The organism is Erythrobacter sp. S249 (assembly GCF_057364975.1).
Window position 1 is genome coordinate 574,037 of the sequence record NZ_CP200287.1, and the last position, 19,334, is coordinate 593,370.

Below are 19,334 nucleotides of genomic sequence, written 5' to 3' on the forward strand. Positions count from 1 at the left end.
CGAGGTCTACGCGCTCAGCGAACCGAAACAGCCCATCCCAGCATAGGCTGCGCTCGCGCCCAGCTCTTCCTCAATCCGGATCAGCTGGTTGTACTTCGCGAGGCGGTCAGAGCGGGCAAGCGAGCCGGTCTTGATCTGCCCGCAATTGGTCGCAACAGCCAGGTCGGCGATGGTGGAATCTTCTGTCTCACCCGAACGGTGGCTCATCACAGAGGTGTAGCTCGCGCGGTGCGCCATATCGACCGCAGCCAGAGTTTCGGTAAGCGTGCCGATCTGATTGACCTTCACGAGCAACGAATTTGCCAGACCCTTGGCGATGCCCATTTCCAAACGCGCAGGATTGGTCACGAACAGATCATCGCCAACCAGCTGAACTGTGTCGCCAACCGCCTGCGTCAGAGCTGCCCAGCCGTCAAAGTCATCTTCATCCATACCGTCTTCGATTGATCGGATTGGATAGTCTGCGCACAGTTTCGCCAGATAGTCAGCCATGCCCGGACCATCGAGCGACACGCCCTCACCTGAGATTTCGTATTTGCCGTCGCGGTAAAACTCGGTGGCGGCGCAATCGAGCGCGAGGACCACGTCTTTGCCGGGCGTAAAGCCAGCTTGCTCGACCGAGGCCATGATGAAATCGAGCGCCGCACGCGTGCTCGCAAGATCAGGAGCAAAGCCGCCTTCATCGCCGACGGATGTCGCAAGACCTTTGTCGGACAGACCCTTCTTCAGCGTGTGGAAAATCTCAGAGCCCCAGCGCACCGCCTCGGCCAAAGTTGGCGCGCCAACCGGCATAACCATGAATTCCTGGATATCGATCGGATTGTCCGCGTGCTCGCCGCCATTGATGATGTTCATCATCGGCACGGGCAGACGGTGGGCCGAGACCCCTCCGAGGTATGAGAACAGCGGCAGACCGCGCGCATTCGCTGCCGCTTTCGCTACGGCCAGGCTGACACCCAGGATCGCGTTCGCGCCGAGGCGGCCCTTGTTCTCTGTGCCGTCCAAAGCGATCATCGCCATGTCGATATCGCGCTGATCCTCGGCGTGCAGGCCGTCCAGCATCTCTGCGATTTCGCCGTTCACCGCATCGACCGCTTTCAGCACGCCTTTGCCCTTGTAACGCGCCGCATCGCCATCTCTCAGCTCAACCGCTTCATAGGCGCCCGTCGATGCCCCAGAAGGCACCGCCGCGCGGCCAAAGCTGCCGTCGTCCAGCAACACATCCACTTCAACGGTTGGGTTGCCCCGGCTGTCCAGAATTTCGCGGCCGTGCAGATCGATAATCGCAGTCATGTTTTGCTCCGGAGAGAATGTGTTGTATATTACTAAGACACCCCCATATAATGAGAGCAAATGCGCTCTATGCTTCGGATCAATTCCGCGCAAGGCGCGTTGGACCATTGAAGCGGGTGTGCCCCTATACATCCGCCGTGAATACGTATCTGGAGGATCAAAACAGACCTATGGCTGACGCAAAGAAGACCAAACCCGCTGCGAAGAGCGGCAAGACCACGGCTAAGAAGGCTCCGGCGAAGAAGGCATCCACTGCCAAGAAGGCCGCACCCAAGAAAACAGGCGCAAGCGCGAAATCAGCTGAAAAAATGCCTGCCGTGCCGGTTGAAACTGGCAGCGAGCACCGTACTGAAGCGAAAAGCCGCTTTAACGCAGCGCTAGAAGAGGCCAAAGCAGGCGCAGCCGCACTGCGCGCTGAGGCTGGGACGCGCGCTGGATCTTACCGGGAGAATGCAATGAATAAGAGTGACGATTTGGTAGCAGACGCGAAAGCTTATGGTGAGCAAGCCAAAACCAAGGCCGGCGAACTGGCAACCGAAGGCAAAGCAGCAACCAGCGACGCAATCGCATCGGTTGGCCGCGTTGTTGGCGATACCGCTTCTCAAATCGATGAGCGTTTCGGCGAGCAATATGGCGATTACGCCCGCAAGGCCTCGCGCAGCCTAGTTGAAGCCTCTGCAAAGCTTGACGCAAAGAGCGTGGATGAGCTGGGCGAAGATGCCCGCGAAATGGTCCGCAAAAGCCCCGGCGTTGCCGTTGGTCTGGCCGCCGTTGCAGGCTTCCTGATCGCGCGCATGTTCCGCGGCTCTAACGATTAATCTGCGCTTGCAAGGGGCTGTGCATGCGTGATGAGGAACAGCCAGACCGTCTGGGAGAGGATGCGAACCCTCTCCCGGATGCTACGCCAGCGGGCCTGAGCCCGGTGGATGGCAAGGCTGTGCCTGATCACGCTGACGCCCCCTTGCCCGACAACACAGATGACGATGAATTCAGCGAATCTCTAACCGAAGAGATTGCGGCGCTGATCGATGATGGGCGCACCTATGCCGAGGCAGAGCTTGCGTTTCAGAAGCGGCGCGCAGGGCTAGCCGGTCGCAAGGTCGGCGGCGCGCTCGTCTTTGCGATCCTGGCGCTTATCCTGCTGCATTTGATGTTCATCGCCTTGGCGGTTGGCATGGTCATTGCGCTGGAGCCTTTGGTCACGATTTGGGGCGCGATTGGTATTGTGGTCGGCGTTCTGCTGCTCGGCGTGATCGGCTTGCTGCTGCTGGTCCGCAGCAATGCTCTGGGCCTCGTCGCGTTGTTCAAGGGCGATGACAAGGCATGAGCAAGCTGGACAAGCAATTCCTTGAAGACCGCGCTCTGCGCGACGCGGCCCTCGCCGCGCTCAAGGACGACATCACACACCTCAAGACCGGCCTGTCCGGCAAGGGTCTGGCAGAGCGGACCGTCCGCCGCATTGGCACTGGCGCGAAAGACGCGCTGGGCGATGCTGGCGAAGCTGCAAGCGACAATCGCGGCATTATCGCAGCGCTATTTGGCGCCATCGCCCTATGGTTTGCGCGCGGACCCATCCTAGAAGGGCTCGGCCTGGAGCTGATCGGAGCCGACGAAGACGGTGACGACACGGAGGATGACTTTGAGACAGAAGCCTCAGAAGATGGCGCGTTGGATGATGGCGAGGAAGTCGCCAATATTGAGATAGCCGCAGAGGACGCAGTTCCCTCCCCTGAGGATGCGCTCAGCGAGACAATACCCGGAGACGAAAATGACTGACACAGGCGACAAGCGAGACGAGCTGCGCGCCAAAATCGAAGCCAGCGAGCGCCGCAATGCAAAGCGGACCATCGGCGATGATGCGGCAGAGGCGGCGAGCGCGGCAGGCGAGTTCATCAAAAAGAACCCCGCCGTGGCGATTGGCGGCGCGGTCGCAGCAGGCCTCGCGATTGGCATGATGACGAAGCCGGGCCGCCGCGCGGCTGGCAAGGCCGCCAAAGGCGCGGTGAGCGGCGCAAAGAAAGGCGTTGAGACCGTCAAAACCGCCTCTCTCACTGGCGCCAAGAAACGCAGCAACGAGGTGCTATCGCTGATCGGCGACGCGGTGATCGCGTATGGGATCAAGGCGATCGATAGCGCGATGGATGCCGCGCAAAGCGGGCAAGATGCGATCGAAGACCTGAGCGATGCCGGAACCGCAAAAGCGCGCGAGCTCAAACGCGATGCGAGCCATGCGGTGGGCAGCGCCAGCGACACGACGCGCGCGATTTCTCGCCGAGCGACACGTAAGGCAGAACGCGCGGTGCGCGACATCAAGGGCCGTGTCACCCGCTAAGCTCCACGTCGCTCCATGTGTTAATGCGCAGGACTTGCGCCCAGCCACGCTTGCTTTAAGGCGCGCGGAGACATTCTTGCTCCCCAAGGAAAGGCGCCAAACATGGAAGAAACCACTCCAACCCAGAAGCTCCACCTCGTCATGGGTGGCCGCGTAACCGACCCTCGTGGGATCGAGTTCGCTGATCCGGAAAGCATCCACGTTGTCGGCGTGTTCAGCAGCTATGACGCCGCTGAAGAGGCTTGGCGCGCCCAGGCTCAGCGCACCGTCGATGATGCTGAGATGAAATATGTGGTGGTGCACATCCACCACCTGCTCACGCCCGACGCCTAAGCGCCCTCGCTAGAGCGAGGTCGAAGCGCGGTGGAATACACCATCCGTCCATACCGCGACGCCGATGCGGATCGGCTCGGAGATATCATGCAGGCTGCGATCCTCGCGATTGGCCCTCGCGGCTATTCGCCTGAGCAAATTGACGCGTGGGCTGGCCGCGTGCCAGGCGGCGAACGGTTTCGCGAACGCGTGGCGGCGGGTGCGGCAATCTTCATCGCTGCTGATAAAGATGATGTGGCTCAGGCCTATTCGCTGCTGGAGATTTCAGCGGAGGACGGCGGCCACCTCGATCACCTCTATTGCCATCCGGACCACACGCGCCGCGGTCTGGCAGAGAGGGTTCTAAGAGCAGCGGAAGTGCACGCACGCGAGCAATCTACCGCCCGCCTGTTTACCGAGGCGAGCGAACTCGCCCGCGCCGCGTTTGAGCGTGCAGGTTACGTGGTTCAGCATCGCCGTGACTTTGAATTAGACGGCGTGCCGATCCACAATTTCGCGATGGAAAAGCCGCTCACCTAGAGCAGCTTCGCCCGCAAATTTAGATGAATTCGATCTTGTCGACGAGGTAAAACTTGTCGCCAGACGGCACCGTCACCTCGATCTCGTCTTCGACCTGTTTGCCGATCATCGCCCGCGCCAATGGCGAGCTGAATGAAATGCGACCGGCGGCGGCATCAGCCTCGGTCTCACCAACGATCTGATATTTGATCGGCTTGTCATCGTCGTCGAGCAAAGTGACGGTCGCGCCGAACACGATTTTGTCGCCGGTGAGCGTCGATGGATCGATAATCTGAGCGCGGCTGACCTTGCTCTCGATATCGCCGATCATGGCTTCGACCTGGCCCTGACGCTCTTTTGCAGCGTGATATTCAGCATTCTCCGACAAATCGCCATGCGCGCGAGCTTCTTCGATCGCATCAACAATTTTCGGGCGTTCATCACGCAAAGCCTTCAGATCGGTGGTTAGCCGCTCATAGCCCTCAGCCAGCATTGGAACTTTTTCCATCGTCGCCATTCCGTCTCTTTCTATTGACGTAAGTGCCCGAAACTATGGGTCATTTCATGCATCACCGCTTCTGCCGAGGCGGCGAGATTGCATCGAAATGTCGGGAAACTTCGCTGTATTACCTAGTCATAATAGTCCTGCAACGCGCGGACTTCAAGCTGGCTTGGCTTTACAGCGCCAATTGCCGCCGCCGCCGCCTTCGATGCGGTGGCCGTTGTGTAATACGGAACCTTCTTTTCCAAAGCGGTGGCGCGGATCGATTTGGAGTCCCTCAGCGATTGCCAACCCTCGGTGGTGTTGAAGATGAGCGCGATCTCACCATCGATGATTTTGTCGACAATATGCGGCTGGCCTTCTGCGACCTTGTTGACCTTTTCAACCGCAAGGCCCTGCTCGGCCAGATAGGTTTGCGTGCCTCCGGTCGCGACCACTTTGAAGCCTTTGTCGATCATACCGCGCACGGCGGGCACGATCACGCTCTTGTCGCTGTTCTTAACCGAGACAAACACAGTGCCTTCGCGTGGCAGCGTCATGCCCGCGCCCAGCTGCGATTTGAGGAAGGCTGCCTCGAAATTGGTGTCGATGCCCATCACTTCGCCGGTTGATTTCATTTCCGGGGTCAGGATCGGATCGGCGCCTGGGAAGCGAGCGAATGGGAACACTGCCTCCTTAATCGCCATATAGGGCAGATCGCGGCGGAAGGCAGGGAAGTCCGCCAGTTTCTCGCCCGCCATCACCCGAGCAGCGATCTTGGCGACCGGTTGACCGATGGCTTTGGCAACGAACGGCACCGTGCGGCTGGCGCGCGGGTTCACCTCGATCAGATAGACGACCTGCTTGTCGCCCTCTTCCTTTACCGCAAATTGAATGTTCATCAGGCCGCGCACGCCCAACGCAAATGCCAACGCCTCTGCCTGACGCTCCATTTCAGCGATGGTTTCTGGCGGCAGCGAATATGGCGGCAGTGTGCAGGCGCTATCGCCGGAATGCACGCCCGCCTCTTCGATATGCTGCATCACGGCGGCGACGCGCACTTCATCGCCATCGCACAAAGCATCGACATCGCACTCAATCGCATCGCGCAGATATTGGTCGATCAGCACAGGGCTCTCGCCCGAGACGTTGACGGCGGTGTTGATGTAATCATCAAGCTGCGCCTCAGAATCGACGATTTCCATCGCCCGTCCGCCCAGCACATAGGATGGCCTCAGCAGCACCGGATAACCGATATGCGCAGCAACAGCGGCCGCTTCATCACGGCTGCGCGCAATGCCATTGGCTGGCTGCTTTAGGTTGAGCTTGTTGACCAGCTTGGCAAAGCGCTCGCGGTCTTCGGCCAGATCAATCGCATCAGGCGATGTACCCAGGATCGGGATGCCTGCATCCTCCAGCGCCTGAGCAAGTTTCAACGGCGTTTGTCCGCCAAATTGCACGATCACACCCACCAGCTCGCCGGTGGATTGTTCAACCCGCAAAATCTCGAGCACATCTTCCGCGGTCAGCGGCTCAAAATAAAGGCGGTCCGATGTGTCGTAATCGGTCGAGACGGTCTCTGGATTGCAATTGACCATGATGGTCTCAAACCCGACCTCTTCGAGCGCGAAGCACGCGTGGACGCAGCAATAATCGAACTCGATCCCCTGCCCGATCCGGTTTGGGCCACCGCCCAAAATAACGATCTTCTTGCGGTCCGACGGGTCAGCCTCGCATTCCGGCTCTCCGAACGTCGGCGCCTCATAGGTCGAGTACATATAGGGCGTGATCGCTTCAAATTCGGCGGCGCAGCTGTCGATCCGTTTAAACACAGGGCGCACGCCCAGCCGTTCGCGCAGCGCGCGCACTTCGTCCTCGCTGGTTGCCCCGGCCATCGCGTGGAGCGCATCATGCAGCAGCCCGCTGCGCTTCGCCTGTGTCTCTGCCATGCCGCCCGCAACCCCGACAGAACGCACCGCCAAAGTCGCCAGCCGCTTGTCAGAAAAGCCCATCGCCTTCAGAGCGCGCAGCCCGTCTGCATCTTGTGGCAGGCCATTTTGAGCAATGTCATTCTCTGCCGCGACAATCGCCTCAATCTGGCGCAGGAACCACATGTCATAACCGGTGATCGGCTGAATATCTGCGGGCGTCATCCCCTCGCGCATGGCCTGAGCAACATTTAGCAGGCGGTCCGGTGTGCGCTGGCTGAGCGCGGCGGTGACGACATCGCGGCTCACCCCTTCTAGCTCGCGGACGCGGTTGAACCCGTCGAGCCCGGTTTCCAGACCGCGCAATGCCTTCTGCATGGATTCCTGGAAGTTGCGGCCAATCGCCATCACTTCGCCGACTGATTTCATCGCGGTGGAAAGCTTCGCCTCTGCCCCTTTGAATTTCTCAAACGCGAAGCGCGGGATCTTGGTAACGACATAGTCAATCGTCGGTTCAAAGCTGGCCGGGGTCGCGCCGGTGATCTCATTGGTGATCTCGTCCAGCGTGTATCCGACCGCCAGTTTCGCAGCGACGCGGGCAATCGGGAAGCCGGTGGCTTTGGAAGCCAGCGCGGATGAGCGCGAAACGCGCGGGTTCATCTCGATCACAATCAAGCGGCCATCCTTGGGATTGACCGCGAATTGCACGTTCGACCCGCCGGTTTCCACGCCAATCTCGCGCAGCACATTGAGGCTGGCGGTGCGCATGATCTGATATTCTTTGTCGGTCAGCGTCAGCGCCGGGGCGACCGTGATGCTGTCGCCGGTGTGCACGCCCATCGCATCGACATTCTCAATCGAGCAGATGATGATGCAATTGTCCTTGCGGTCGCGCACGACCTCCATCTCATATTCTTTCCAGCCGAGTAGCAATTCCTCAATCAGAACCTCGGTGGTGGGCGATGCGTCGAGCCCTTCGGAAACGATCTTGTCAAACTCCGCCTTGTTATAGGCGATGCCGCCGCCCGTGCCGCCAAGCGTGAAGCTGGGCCGGATGATCGATGGCAGGCCAGTGCGCTCCAGAATTTCGCGCGCTTCCTCCAGCGTGTTGGCGACGCCGCTGCGTGCGCTTTCCAGGCCGATGGCATCCATCGCATCGCGGAAACGCTGGCGGTTCTCCGCCTTATCGATCGCGTCTGCTTTCGCGCCGATCATCTCAACGCCGAATTTCTCCAGCGTGCCATCCGCATCCAGCGCAAGCGCACAGTTAAGCGCGGTTTGCCCGCCCATCGTCGGCAACAAGGCCATTTTCTCATCAGGATACGCCGCGCGCTCTTTCTCAATGATCTTGGTGACGATCTCTGGCGTAATCGGCTCCACATAGGTGCGGTCGGCAAATTCCGGATCGGTCATGATCGTGGCCGGATTGGAATTGACCAGAATGACCCGGTACCCTTCCTCTTTCAGCGCTTTGATCGCCTGAGTGCCCGAGTAATCGAACTCGCACGCCTGACCGATGATGATCGGCCCGGCACCAATGACGAGGATGGAGGATATGTCGCTGCGTTTGGGCATCTAGGCGTGAACCTTAAAAGGATGGTTGTGATAGGTGAGAGGCGTGGCGGCGGGGATCATCCGTTGGTGCCCCGATCTCTAAGGCGCAATCCGGGGCGCTCCGCCTTGCGGATGCAGGCGAGCTGCTGCTCTGATAGGCTTTGCTTGACCAAGAATAGTATTGATACGCCGTCGGTTGCTTGGCCGTAAATTGTCTTGCCAAGCGCGCATTCGGCCACAATGCCCTCCATCACGGATCGAGCGTTGCGGACGTAAGTGCTCGCACCGGGTGAACCCGGAATTCCCATGCCCGAGTGCACTTCGATTTGATATCTGGACACTGCCCGATCACCTTCGTGCTCTTTATGATCATAGTCGACCACGACGTTCTCAGAATTGGCGTGCTCTGGATGGCCTTGAGCATCCGCCGCGGCGCAGGCCAGCGTGGCGAAAGCTGCGACAGCAAGTACTGGAAGCTTGATATATCGGTTCATTGGTCTTCGCCTCCGCCATCGGCGCTACTGCCGCTTGAATTCTGAAGCTTGAAACTGATCAGGCGCATTCCCGGCTTTTGCATGGCGCAGCCCGTGGACAGCACCTGATCACCCGGCATGGCCTCACCGCGCACGCGGTAAAGCGAGGGATCGTCGCCGAAATAAAACGCGCCGTCTTCCGTCACGCTCAGTTCCATAAAGGCGGCGACAGGCGGCGCAGTCGCTCCAAAAGCGGACGTCCGCAGCGAACCGCGCGAATCCCCCGATGCAGGAACGATCATCTCATTAATCGCCATCAGTTCCATCTTGGTGATGTCAAAAGCATAGGTCGGGACGACCTGCCCCTCGGCCGCCTCCAGCAATTGCTTCACTTCAAGATCGCCAGACAAACGCGCCGCGCATTCCTCAGCGGTCTCTTCAACCTCACGCCAGTCTTTGTTTTCGAATGGGTTATCGCAGGCGGTGAGCGAGAGGGCGAGAAACGTTACGCAACTGAGAGACTTCATCTGGTCCATTAGCTTTGCGTCAGAGTTGGATTTGGTGTGTTGTTGATCCAATCCCAAATCGGACTTGGAAGTGAACCGCCGATTAGGTGGGGAACAACATACGTTAACGTGAAAAAGCTGCTTCCAAAAAACATTCTAAATTGATCGCTTAGCAACTGTAGCGGCATCTGCGACTTGACCAGATAAGAGCCTACAAAGGGCTGATACCAACTATCAATATCCCGGTTTTGAGCAATCATCACTCGTAGCTTATCTTCATCCGAAATGCCCGAATGCGTATACGATAAGACGTAAATATAACTATTCACTTTGATCTCCTGACGCATCCGCCAGTTGATCTTGACGTCCCAAGTTAGGGTTTTCATGGGGTGCGCCGGGATCGACAGATATGGTCATAGAATCTTCCGGCCCTCTGTTTGTCCCGTAAACCGAAATCGCTCCCATTTGCTCAGTGTGCTCTTCCGAATCCAGCAGATGGGGATTCCGAATGGCATGAAATGCCCAAATGCCAAACGTCCCAACAACAATGATGGTCATTAGGATAAGCAACCAAACCGCAATCCAAGGAACCACGAAGGCAAGAGGCAGCGCGCAAATCCCAGCGATAATCGAACACAGTCGAACGCCAACGGACAAAAAATTTGTGCGTCTATTAAGAAATCCAAATACGTTGGGCATCGTGCTCACCCCAGCCCCCCAACGAATTTCTCGAACAAGTAGAAGCTGTCTTGCGGGCCTGGCGAGGCTTCTGGGTGGTATTGCACGCCGAATGCGCGCTTGCCCTTTACCGCGATACCGCAATTGGAGCCATCGAACAGCGATACGTGCGTCTGCTCAAGCGTGTCCGGCAGGCTATCGGCATCCACCGCAAAACCGTGGTTCATGCTGGTAATCTCGACCAGCTCGAGCGTCTCGCCCCAGCCCTCGCCCACGCGTTGAACCGGGTGGTTCGCGCCGCGGTGGCCCTGGTGCATTTTCACCGTCTTTGCGCCCGCGGCCAGCGCCAGCAACTGATGGCCTAAGCAAATGCCGAACAGCGGCATGTCACGCTCCAGCAGAGCCTTGATCACCGGCACCGCAAACTCGCCCGTTGCCGCCGGATCGCCCGGCCCGTTCGACAGGAACACGCCGTCTGGCGACAGCGCCAAAATATCCTCAAGGGAGGTCTGCGCAGGCACTACGGTCACTTTCGCGCCAGCCCGCACCAGATTGCGAAAGATGTTGTCCTTAGACCCGTAATCAATCGCGACCACATGCGGGGTCGCGTCAAACGCCGCGCGGCCATAACCGTGGCCCAGGCGCCAATATCCGCCTTCCCAGTTTTCTTGCGCCTCGCGAGAGACCCGGCTGGCGAGGTCCATTCCCTCTAGCCCGGCCCAATCCTGCGCGCGCTTGATCAATGCGGGAATATCGAAGGTGCCACTGGGCGAATGCGCGATCACGGCATTGGGCGCGCCGGACAGACGGATGCGGCGGGTCAGCGCGCGGGTATCAACCCCGGCCAGCCCGATTTTGCCATTGGCCGTCATCCATTCCGTAAAGCGTTCAGCAGAACGGAAGTTTGACGGCTCCGTCACATCCTCGCGCACGACGCAGCCAACCGCGCCCTCCACCTGGCTCTCAATGTCTTCGCCATTGGTGCCGACATTGCCGATATGCGGGAAAGTGAACGTCACGATCTGCGCCGCATAGCTGGGATCGGTCATCACCTCTTGATAGCCGGTCATCGACGTATTGAAGCAGACCTCACCCACGTTTTCACCGGCGGCGCCAAAGCCGCGTCCCCAGATCACCGAACCATCGGCCAAAACAAGGACTCCCGTCGCGCCGGTGGGTTGCGCGCGAGAAGATGCGGTGTCGGCCATAGGGCGCTCCGAGTCAGTGGTTTCCAGCAATGTCGCTAAGACCCAGCAGCTAGGGCGCAGTGGCCGCCACGTCAACCTAGTCGAGCGGCCCGAAACACGTTAGAGCGCGGCCAAACACTCAATCATCCACAGCTTAGACAAAAAGAAGACCCAGACGATGCCTGAAGGTACCATGCGCGACACAATTAAGGCGGCCACGATTACTGCGATGAAAGCGGGCGAAAAGGAACGCACAGCGACCCTGCGCCAGATCTCGGCCAAGATTAAGGACCGCGACATTGAAATGCGCACATCAGGCAAAGAGACACCGGATGATGAGCTGGTGACCTCAGTCCTGCAGAAAATGGCGAAACAACGGCGCGAATCGATCACCATGTATGAGGACGGCGGACGCGCGGAACTGGCCGCGAAGGAACAGGCGGAGCTGAGCATTATCGAAGAATTCCTGCCGACGATGATGAGCGAGGAAGAAACCGCCGCCGCTATCGCCGCGATCAAAGCAGAGCTTGGCGCAGACAGCATGAAAGATATGGGCCGGCTCATGGGCGAGCTGAAAAAGCGCCACGGCGCGTTGCTCGATGGCGGAATGGCGAGCGGGCTGGTGAAGGCAGCGCTTTCTTAAGGCGCGATCACGCACAGATTGTTCCACAAGCCGCGCTTGATTGCGGCGGCGACTAGGCGCATTTTCTTCTTATGGCACTTTCCCCGCAATGGCTGGACGAACTGCGCGCGCGGGTGACGCTGTCGACGGTCATCATGCGCACCGACAAGCTGCAAAAGGCGGGGCGCGAGTGGAAGGCGTGCTGCCCGTTTCACGACGAGAAATCGCCCAGCTTTACGGTCAATGATCAAAAGGGCTTCTACCACTGCTTTGGCTGCGGCGCGCATGGCGATGTAATCCGCTGGATGACCGACCAACGCGGCATGGGCTTTATGGATGCGGTAAAGGAACTAGCCGCCGAGGCCGGGATGGAAGTCCCCGCGCCGGACCCTGTAGCAGCAAAGAAAGCGGAAAAGCGCGCCAGCCTGATCGATGTAACCAGTGATGCGCAGCATTGGTTCATGGACAATTTGCGCAGCGGATCGAGCGCAGAGGCGCGCGAGGCTCAGGAATATTTGAAGGGCCGCGGCCTTACCCGCAAAGTGCTGGATGATTTCGGTTTCGGCTATGCACCAGAGAGCAAGCAGGCGCTGGCGGGCGCGCTATCCAAGTTTGACGAGACGATGCTGGTCGAGACCGGCATGCGGATCGCCACCGATGATGGCACCAAATATGACCGCTTCCGGGGCCGCATCATGCTGCCGATTCAGGACGCACGCGGGCGGGTGATCGCCTTTGGCGGGCGCATTCTGGGCAAGCGTGATGGCATCGCGAAGTACCTCAATTCGCCGGACACCCCGCTGTTCGATAAAGGCCGTACGCTTTACAACCTGCACCGCGCCTCCCCCGCCTCTCGGCAAACGGACCGGGTGATCGTGGTCGAGGGCTATATGGATGTCGTCGCACTGGCGCAGGCGGGGTTTGAAGACGCCGTCGCCCCGCTCGGCACGGCGCTAACCGAGATGCAGCTGGAAATGCTGTGGCGCATGGTTGAGGTTCCGACCCTTTGCTTTGATGGCGACAATGCGGGGCAAAAGGCGGCGATGCGCGCAATTGGCCGAGCTTTACCGATGCTCGCGCCGGGGCGCTCGCTAAACATTGTGCGCCTGCCCAGCGGCATGGACCCGGACGATCTGATCGCCAAAAGCGGCCCGCAAGCAATGGAGAAATTGCTGAGCGAACCCGCCAGCCTGCTAGAAACTCTGTGGCAATTTGAGCGCGATGCGCAGCCTCTCGATAGTCCCGAAGCCAAGGCGGGCCTTAAGAAGCGCCTGCTCGATCATGTCGACACCATCGGACACGGCGACATCGCGGCCCTTTACCGCCGCGAATTGCTGGACCGTTACTCCGCCTTTGCGTTCCCACCGAGAGAGCAGCGCAGCGGATCAAACTCAAACTGGCGCAGCGGAGGTGGCGGCAGCCGCCAAGGCTTTAGCAAACCGCGCAATCCAACCCTGTCGGCGGAGGCGCGAGGCCAATTGCAACGCGCCATGTCCGGCGGGATGCGCGATGCTCTATCACGCGCCGTAATCGCTGGCCTGGTCCGTCATCCAAACGAGATTTCGCGCCACTCAGAGGCACTCACACGGCTCGCACAACTCGACCCGAAAACAAATGATCTGGTGGAATCCTTGTTCGAACTTGCAGAAACGCTTGATTCGGGTGGCACAAACGCCATATCAGAGGCGCAAGGCCTTCCCGCCCCACCGGACGATAGTCGTTATGCTTTCCTCAGAGAAGGCACCACACCGAGTGATGCGAGCGAGGAATTGGCTGAAGCTGTGTCGTTACTGGTCGAAAGACCTGCGCTGGATGCTGCGCTATTGGCAACCATCGCTAGGTTTGACGAAGACCCTGAAGGATCGATGGCTGAGCAAGCCCGGTTACGACAAAGCCAGACATTATTGAACGATCGATTGAAGGCCTTCGGGCGCCGCAAGGCCGCACAAGCGGCGACAACAGATTTAACCTCGACGCCAGATGACGATCCGGCGAGCGACTTTAGAACGGACTAATTGGGATCCATGGCTTCAAAAGCTAAAGCGCAAGATAAAGAAGATGCTCCACTGATCGACCTCAACGAGGCGTCAGTTAAGAAGCTCATGACCAAGGCGAAGAAAAAGGGCTACATCACTTATGATGAGCTCAATGAAGCTTTGCCGTCTGGTGAAATGAGCCCGGATCAGATCGAGGACATCCAAACCGCTTTGTCGGAAATGGGCGTTCAAATCGTCGAGAACGACGAAGAGGCTGAGGCCGAAGCGGAACAAGAAGCCGAAGTTGCAGAGATGCAGGTCGGCGACGAGAAGAAAGACGCCAAAAAAGCACCTGCCGCAGCGGTCAAGAAGACCGGCACGGGCGAGCGCACCGATGACCCGGTCCGCATGTACCTGCGCGAAATGGGCGCGGTGGAATTGCTCAGCCGCGAAGGCGAGATCGCGATTGCCAAGCGGATCGAAGCGGGCCGCGACATGATGATCATCGGCCTGTGCGAAAGCCCGATCACGTTCCACGCAATCATCCATTGGTCCGAAGCGCTCAACAACGAAGAAATGCAGCTGCGCGAGATCCTCGATCTGGACGCGATGCTTTCGAAGGAACCGCCTGCTGACAAAATGGCAGAGGGCGCCGAGGATGACGATGACGGCGAAATCTCTGAAGAGACCGCTGGCCCTACCATCCGCGACGATGATGACGACGACAGCGACGAAACATCCGACGAGGATGAAGACGGCGAAGAAGGCAGCTCCAAGCGCGAAGAAGAAGAGGAAGAGGACAACACTCTCTCGCTCGCGCAGATGGAAGCCACGCTTAAGCCGGACGCAATCGAGCGTTTTGCCCGTATCACCAAGCTGTTCAAAACCTTTGAGAAACTTCAGGCTGAGCGGGTCGACACTCTGGCGGCTGGCAATGAGTTTCCAAAGGCCAAAGAGAACAAGTACGAGAAGCTGGGCGAAGAGCTGACGGCGGAAGTCGAAAGCATGCAGTTCCACGCGACCAAGATCGAGTTTCTGGTCGACAATCTCTACGCCTTTAACCGCCGCCTGACCGCGCTGGGCGGCCAGATGCTGCGTCTTGCCGAGCGTCACAAGATCAAACGGATCGATTTCCTCAAGAGCTATGTCGGCAATGAGCTCGACGACAGCTGGATCAAGGCGAACGCGAAGAAAGACAAGAAATGGGCCGCTTTCGTTGAGAAAGAAGGCGCAGCGGTTGAGCGTATTCGCACCGAAATCACCGATATTGCCGCCAACACTGGTATGGCTCTGCCGGAATTCCGCCGGATCGTGAACATGGTGCAAAAGGGCGAGCGCGAGGCGCGTATCGCCAAGAAGGAGATGGTGGAAGCCAACCTTCGACTGGTGATCTCTATCGCCAAGAAATACACCAATCGCGGCCTGCAATTCCTTGATCTTATTCAAGAAGGCAACATTGGCCTGATGAAGGCGGTTGATAAATTTGAATATCGCCGCGGCTACAAATTCAGCACCTATGCAACCTGGTGGATCCGTCAGGCGATCACCCGTTCGATCGCCGACCAAGCGCGCACGATCCGTATTCCGGTCCACATGATTGAGACGATCAACAAGCTGGTGCGCACATCGCGTCAATTCCTACACGAGGAAGGCCGCGAGCCGACCCCAGAGGAAATGGCAGCGCGCCTGTCCATGCCGCTGGAAAAAGTGCGCAAGGTGATGAAAATCGCCAAGGAACCGATCAGCCTCGAAACGCCAATTGGCGATGAGGAAGATTCGCACCTGGGTGACTTCATTGAAGATAAGAACGCGATCATCCCTGTGGATGCCGCAATCCAAGCGAACCTCAAGGAAACCGTCACCCGCGTGCTCGCATCGCTGACCCCGCGTGAAGAGCGCGTGCTGCGGATGCGCTTTGGCATCGGCATGAACACTGACCACACTTTGGAAGAAGTGGGTCAGCAGTTCAGCGTGACGCGCGAACGTATCCGGCAGATCGAGGCGAAGGCGCTACGCAAGCTCAAGCATCCAAGCCGGTCGCGCAAGATGCGCTCATTCCTGGATCAGTGATGCCCTTGAAAAGATTAGCATTCTGCGCTGCCCCACTGGCTTTGTGGGCGGTTCCCTTGGCCGCGCAAGACGTCTCCGATGGGGGCGCCTCAATTGTCACTAAAACTAGCGACGTGCGCCTCAGCCTCGCAGCTGACATAATTGACAGGTCTTTTCCTGAGGCGACACGCGTCGAAATGTTTCAGGCGTTTTCCGACCAAATGGAAACCCAGATGATGCAGTCTTTGAACGGCATGATCACAGACGAAAAGGCGATGGACGCTATCGCTGATTGGCAAGAGCGCTTGTCCGTAAAGACTGACGCGATTTTGCGCAGCCATATTCCAGCCCTAATGGACGGCTGGGTCATTGCCTATGCTGACACCTACTCAGAGCCGGAATTGCGAGATATCCTTGCCTTTGTCTCGACCCCAAGCGGCCAGGCATTTATGCAACGCTCACAAGAGCTTATGTCTCATCCTGCATTTACAAGCGCAAATCAGAAATACATGGATGAAACCATGAAAGTTTTAACGGACGAAATGCCTGGTCTGATCAATGAATTGAGAGCTTCTCGGGCAGACTAAGCTGAATAACGCTGGACGCCCCCTTACCCTTTCATTGAATCGTAAAGCGGCACCGTATCGGCAACCGGATCAAACCGCACCCAGGTCGCAATCGCGAGTGCGCCGACTAGGCACGCCGCTGCGATCATAAAGCAGCGTTTTGCATTCACCGCCGGGATCATTGGGCCAAGCACCGGCAGCATCAAAGCCGCGAGCAGCGCCGTCACCATCGGCACATCCGGCCCAACGCCTTGCATAACCTGATGCCCAAACTGCAGCATCAATCCCAGTACCACGCCGCCGCAAAGCACCGAGGCGACCCTCGCGATTGCTCCATCAGGTTTGCCCGTCGCCACCCCTAAAATTCCGGCCAGCAGCAGCGGCCAAACCACCAGAAACGCGGTAGTGGGGACGAATATCTGCATGGCAAGAGCGATCAGAACGCCCACAATGCTGCCGCGCCGCCCCGCCCACAATGGCGCGCTGACCACGAGCGAAGCGATACAGATCAGCAGCGCCTGCGCCTCCAGCATCGGGATCGCGGCCAAACGGTCGTAATAGATATTCTCGCCCGCCCCCTGCCCTGAAATCGCATTGACCGTGTAAAGCGTCAGCCCGCCGCCCAGGATCACCACCGCCGATGCGGCCAAGCTCTTCCACCAGCCACCCGGCGCATTCTTCCGCAAGCAGATTACATGCAGCAGCGCGGTCAGCGCGAACAACGCCCAGCCCACGACCGTGCCGTAATGCAGCAGGAAGATGCCGAACACATCGAAGAATGTGCGATCCTCCGCCGCCTCTGGCAGGGTATCCGCATTGGCAAGCGCCAGTGTCAGTTCCAACGTCTGATCACCCATATCCTGCAGCGCACCTTCGTCGAGGTTCTGCGGCGTCGCTTGGGGCGAATGATACAGGCCCGGCCTGCCGATAAACGACAGGTTATAGGCTACATATGGGCGCTCGAGCGCAGGCGTCAGATCGGTGTTGTTGGGCAACACCTCATAAACAAAGCTTGCGAGCGAAGACCCGCCCGGCCGCGAGACCGCATCGGCATAGAGCTCAATCGCTGCGCCATTGTCTTTGGAGGTTTGGAACAGGGTCGTGCGCCCGCCCGCACCGCGCGCCTCCAGATTGATAATTGCACCAATCCGGTCCGCCAGCGGGTTCTCATCAATGAATTGCTGCGCGCCGAGCAGGCCCAGCTCCTCGCCATCGGTCAGCAGCACGATGATATCGCGCTCAGACCGCCCTTGGCTGGTGATCGCGCGCACTGCCTCCAATATGCTGGCAACGCCCGCGGTGTCATCAGAGGCTCCGGGCGATCCCCACACGGTATCGTGATGCGCCATCAGAGCGACGGCAGGCTTTGAACGGTCTTGGCCGGGGATTACGCCGATCACATTCGTCAGGGTCAGCGCATCAGGCGTCTCGCCACTCCAGCGGCCAAATCGGGCCAGACTGCGCTCGGGCACCGGCCCTTCGACCAGTGATACCTCTGCGCCCAATTCTTCTAGCTCAGCGGCCAGATACTCACGCACTTTGGCGTTCGCTTCCGAACCAGTCGGATGCGGCTCTGCGGCGATAATGCGCACATGCTCCATCGCCCGCTCGGCGGAAAAGCCTGCCTCATCGCTGTCGATTCTAACCGGGAATTGCGGCGTAGTGCCCAAAATCGCCAGCGCTAGGCCAACCAGAGCAGTCACAGCCAAATTCAGCCAGCGCATTCAATTCCCCCTGCCTTTTCCAAGCGATGCGCTGGCTTGTTCAGCATCTTGCGAGAAAAGCCAATAGCGACGCGTCACGCACGCATCATGCGCGAGCTAAGAAAGCGCCCGTTCTCCAAAGGAGGCTGAGAATTCACAATGCAGAAAACGGCCTAGCAATGAAGTCGCGGTTTGCGCTCCCACGTATCTTCCGCATCATCGCCAAGCTCTGATGAAAAATTGGCCAGCTTCTCGTACATTATAAATTCGCTGAACAACGGCAGTGTTTGCGCCCAGAAAAGCCATCGGCTCCCAGGCCCCAATCTGCCGCCAATGCTAGTCGCATCTAAGTCTTCTTGAGTGGCGATCTCTCCGGTGGACTCTGAACGCCAGCCGATCCCGTTGGCATTCTCGTGCAGCAAATAACCATCGCGGTGGCTCATATCGAGGACATACCCCGCTTTCGATATCTCCAACGACAGGTCGCCCAGCTGGTTCTGGCTGATCCCGTCAACGACGACCGCATTGCTCCCTTTTGTGATCACGACTTTGCGAGCGACATAGGCATTGGGATTGTCGTCCCATTTTTCGGTCTTGATGGTGATCTTTGTACCGTTTTCGAGCTTAAACGTGGTCGTGCCCCAAAAATCGAATGCCCGTATTCCATCAACGCCAATGTGCGGATCGCCCCAGATCCTCGTGTATTCATTTGTATTTGCATTGAAGACTTCAATCTCACTGGATCGCTCATCAAAATTGAGGGTGTAGCCATCCCCCAATTGCAGCTCCGCGCGCCCTTCCCCCGTGGTCTTTGCAATCCATTCTTGGGCAGGCTCAGGGCTCGCGCTGGGGAGGCTTGACGTGACCAGCGATGGAGAATGGAAATCTGCTTCGGGGTCCAAATCCGTGTAAGAACGCGCAACCATCAATTCCGGCGTTGTGGCGGAAGCAAACCGGCCCGCGTCCAGCGGGTCTTGGAATTGTCCCAAGACATCGGAGGAAATTTGCACCACGCCCCCGGGTAGAAGCGGATTCACCAAGTGCGTTATGACGGATAGACCACCGCCAATCGAGCTGATCATTGCAATTCCCCTAAATTACATCTGCCCTATCCAGCATTGCTAAGGACGTTGCACTCTGCGTTTCGCGTAGATT

Annotated in this window: 19 protein-coding genes; 10 read left to right on the forward strand and 9 right to left on the reverse strand. The window is 58.5% G+C overall.

Annotated features, from left to right (window positions below; translation table 11 throughout):
* Positions 1 to 6: 6 nt before the first annotated feature.
* Complete coding sequence (gene eno / locus AC0V6V_RS02790) at positions 7 to 1,293, reverse strand: phosphopyruvate hydratase (RefSeq protein WP_486163946.1); 1,287 nt, start codon at positions 1,291 to 1,293, stop codon at positions 7 to 9.
* A 170-nt stretch (positions 1,294 to 1,463) separates the two neighbouring features.
* On the opposite strand from eno, the gene AC0V6V_RS02795 reads away from it, so the two are divergent.
* The 6 genes from AC0V6V_RS02795 to AC0V6V_RS02820 all read left to right on the forward strand — a co-directional run bounded on the left by AC0V6V_RS02795 (position 1,464) and on the right by AC0V6V_RS02820 (position 4,477).
* Positions 1,464 to 2,111, forward strand: a complete 648-nt coding sequence (locus AC0V6V_RS02795; protein ID WP_486163947.1) for a hypothetical protein — start codon at positions 1,464 to 1,466, stop codon at positions 2,109 to 2,111.
* Positions 2,112 to 2,134: 23 nt separating this feature from the next.
* On the forward strand, positions 2,135 to 2,620 hold the full coding sequence (locus tag AC0V6V_RS02800) for a phage holin family protein (RefSeq protein ID WP_486163948.1): 486 nt from the start codon (positions 2,135 to 2,137) through the stop codon (positions 2,618 to 2,620).
* Entirely contained in the window at positions 2,617 to 3,069 is a 453-nt protein-coding gene (locus AC0V6V_RS02805) for a hypothetical protein (protein ID WP_486163949.1), read from the forward strand. Before AC0V6V_RS02800 ends, AC0V6V_RS02805 begins: the two co-directional genes overlap by 4 nt.
* On the forward strand, positions 3,062 to 3,625 hold the full coding sequence (locus AC0V6V_RS02810; protein WP_486163950.1) for a hypothetical protein: 564 nt from the start codon (positions 3,062 to 3,064) through the stop codon (positions 3,623 to 3,625). The genes AC0V6V_RS02805 and AC0V6V_RS02810 overlap by 8 nt, the downstream gene beginning before the upstream one ends.
* 102 nt (positions 3,626 to 3,727) lie before the next feature.
* On the forward strand, positions 3,728 to 3,958 hold the full coding sequence (locus AC0V6V_RS02815) for a DUF4170 domain-containing protein (protein ID WP_486138898.1): 231 nt from the start codon (positions 3,728 to 3,730) through the stop codon (positions 3,956 to 3,958).
* Between the two features lie 30 nt (positions 3,959 to 3,988).
* Positions 3,989 to 4,477: a GNAT family N-acetyltransferase gene (locus tag AC0V6V_RS02820; protein WP_486163951.1), complete on the forward strand. Its 489-nt coding sequence runs from the start codon at positions 3,989 to 3,991 to the stop codon at positions 4,475 to 4,477.
* Between the two features lie 19 nt (positions 4,478 to 4,496).
* Here the strand turns inward: AC0V6V_RS02820 and greA are convergent, their stop codons facing one another.
* The 6 genes from greA to carA form a co-directional block, all read right to left on the reverse strand.
* Positions 4,497 to 4,973, reverse strand: coding sequence for a transcription elongation factor GreA (gene greA / locus AC0V6V_RS02825; RefSeq protein ID WP_486138896.1), 477 nt, complete (start codon positions 4,971 to 4,973; stop codon positions 4,497 to 4,499).
* A 113-nt stretch (positions 4,974 to 5,086) separates the two neighbouring features.
* Positions 5,087 to 8,440: a carbamoyl-phosphate synthase large subunit gene (carB, locus tag AC0V6V_RS02830; protein WP_486166190.1), complete on the reverse strand. Its 3,354-nt coding sequence runs from the start codon at positions 8,438 to 8,440 to the stop codon at positions 5,087 to 5,089.
* A gap of 56 nt (positions 8,441 to 8,496) precedes the next feature.
* The gene (locus AC0V6V_RS02835) at positions 8,497 to 8,913 is read right to left on the reverse strand and encodes a hypothetical protein (protein ID WP_486163953.1); all 417 of its coding nucleotides are present in this window, start codon (positions 8,911 to 8,913) and stop codon (positions 8,497 to 8,499) included.
* Positions 8,910 to 9,419 carry a hypothetical protein gene (locus tag AC0V6V_RS02840; protein ID WP_486166191.1) on the reverse strand — a complete coding sequence of 170 codons (510 nt, stop codon included), beginning with the start codon at positions 9,417 to 9,419 and terminating at the stop codon, positions 8,910 to 8,912. The genes AC0V6V_RS02835 and AC0V6V_RS02840 overlap by 4 nt, the downstream gene beginning before the upstream one ends.
* 8 nt (positions 9,420 to 9,427) lie before the next feature.
* A complete protein-coding gene (locus AC0V6V_RS02845; protein WP_486166192.1) occupies positions 9,428 to 9,784 on the reverse strand; it encodes a hypothetical protein in 357 nt (118 codons plus the stop codon).
* Between the two features lie 318 nt (positions 9,785 to 10,102).
* Positions 10,103 to 11,284, reverse strand: coding sequence for a glutamine-hydrolyzing carbamoyl-phosphate synthase small subunit (carA, locus tag AC0V6V_RS02850; protein ID WP_486163957.1), 1,182 nt, complete (start codon positions 11,282 to 11,284; stop codon positions 10,103 to 10,105).
* A 157-nt stretch (positions 11,285 to 11,441) separates the two neighbouring features.
* Here carA and AC0V6V_RS02855 point away from each other — a divergent pair, with 157 nt between their 5' ends.
* The 4 genes from AC0V6V_RS02855 (at position 11,442) to AC0V6V_RS02870 (ending at position 16,497) form a co-directional block, all read left to right on the forward strand.
* A complete protein-coding gene (locus tag AC0V6V_RS02855; protein ID WP_486166193.1) occupies positions 11,442 to 11,906 on the forward strand; it encodes a GatB/YqeY domain-containing protein in 465 nt (154 codons plus the stop codon).
* A 71-nt stretch (positions 11,907 to 11,977) separates the two neighbouring features.
* On the forward strand, positions 11,978 to 13,900 hold the full coding sequence (gene dnaG, locus AC0V6V_RS02860; protein ID WP_486163959.1) for a DNA primase: 1,923 nt from the start codon (positions 11,978 to 11,980) through the stop codon (positions 13,898 to 13,900).
* 9 nt (positions 13,901 to 13,909) lie between these two features.
* Complete coding sequence (gene rpoD, locus AC0V6V_RS02865; RefSeq protein WP_472638518.1) at positions 13,910 to 15,931, forward strand: RNA polymerase sigma factor RpoD; 2,022 nt, start codon at positions 13,910 to 13,912, stop codon at positions 15,929 to 15,931.
* A 56-nt stretch (positions 15,932 to 15,987) separates the two neighbouring features.
* Positions 15,988 to 16,497: a DUF2059 domain-containing protein gene (locus tag AC0V6V_RS02870; RefSeq protein WP_486163961.1), complete on the forward strand. Its 510-nt coding sequence runs from the start codon at positions 15,988 to 15,990 to the stop codon at positions 16,495 to 16,497.
* A gap of 23 nt (positions 16,498 to 16,520) precedes the next feature.
* Here the strand turns inward: AC0V6V_RS02870 and AC0V6V_RS02875 are convergent, their stop codons facing one another.
* Both AC0V6V_RS02875 and AC0V6V_RS02880 read right to left on the reverse strand, forming a co-directional pair.
* On the reverse strand, positions 16,521 to 18,200 hold the full coding sequence (locus AC0V6V_RS02875; protein ID WP_486163962.1) for a M20/M25/M40 family metallo-hydrolase: 1,680 nt from the start codon (positions 18,198 to 18,200) through the stop codon (positions 16,521 to 16,523).
* A 152-nt stretch (positions 18,201 to 18,352) separates the two neighbouring features.
* On the reverse strand, positions 18,353 to 19,261 hold the full coding sequence (locus AC0V6V_RS02880; protein ID WP_486163963.1) for a DUF1521 domain-containing protein: 909 nt from the start codon (positions 19,259 to 19,261) through the stop codon (positions 18,353 to 18,355).
* Positions 19,262 to 19,334: the final 73 nt, after the last annotated feature.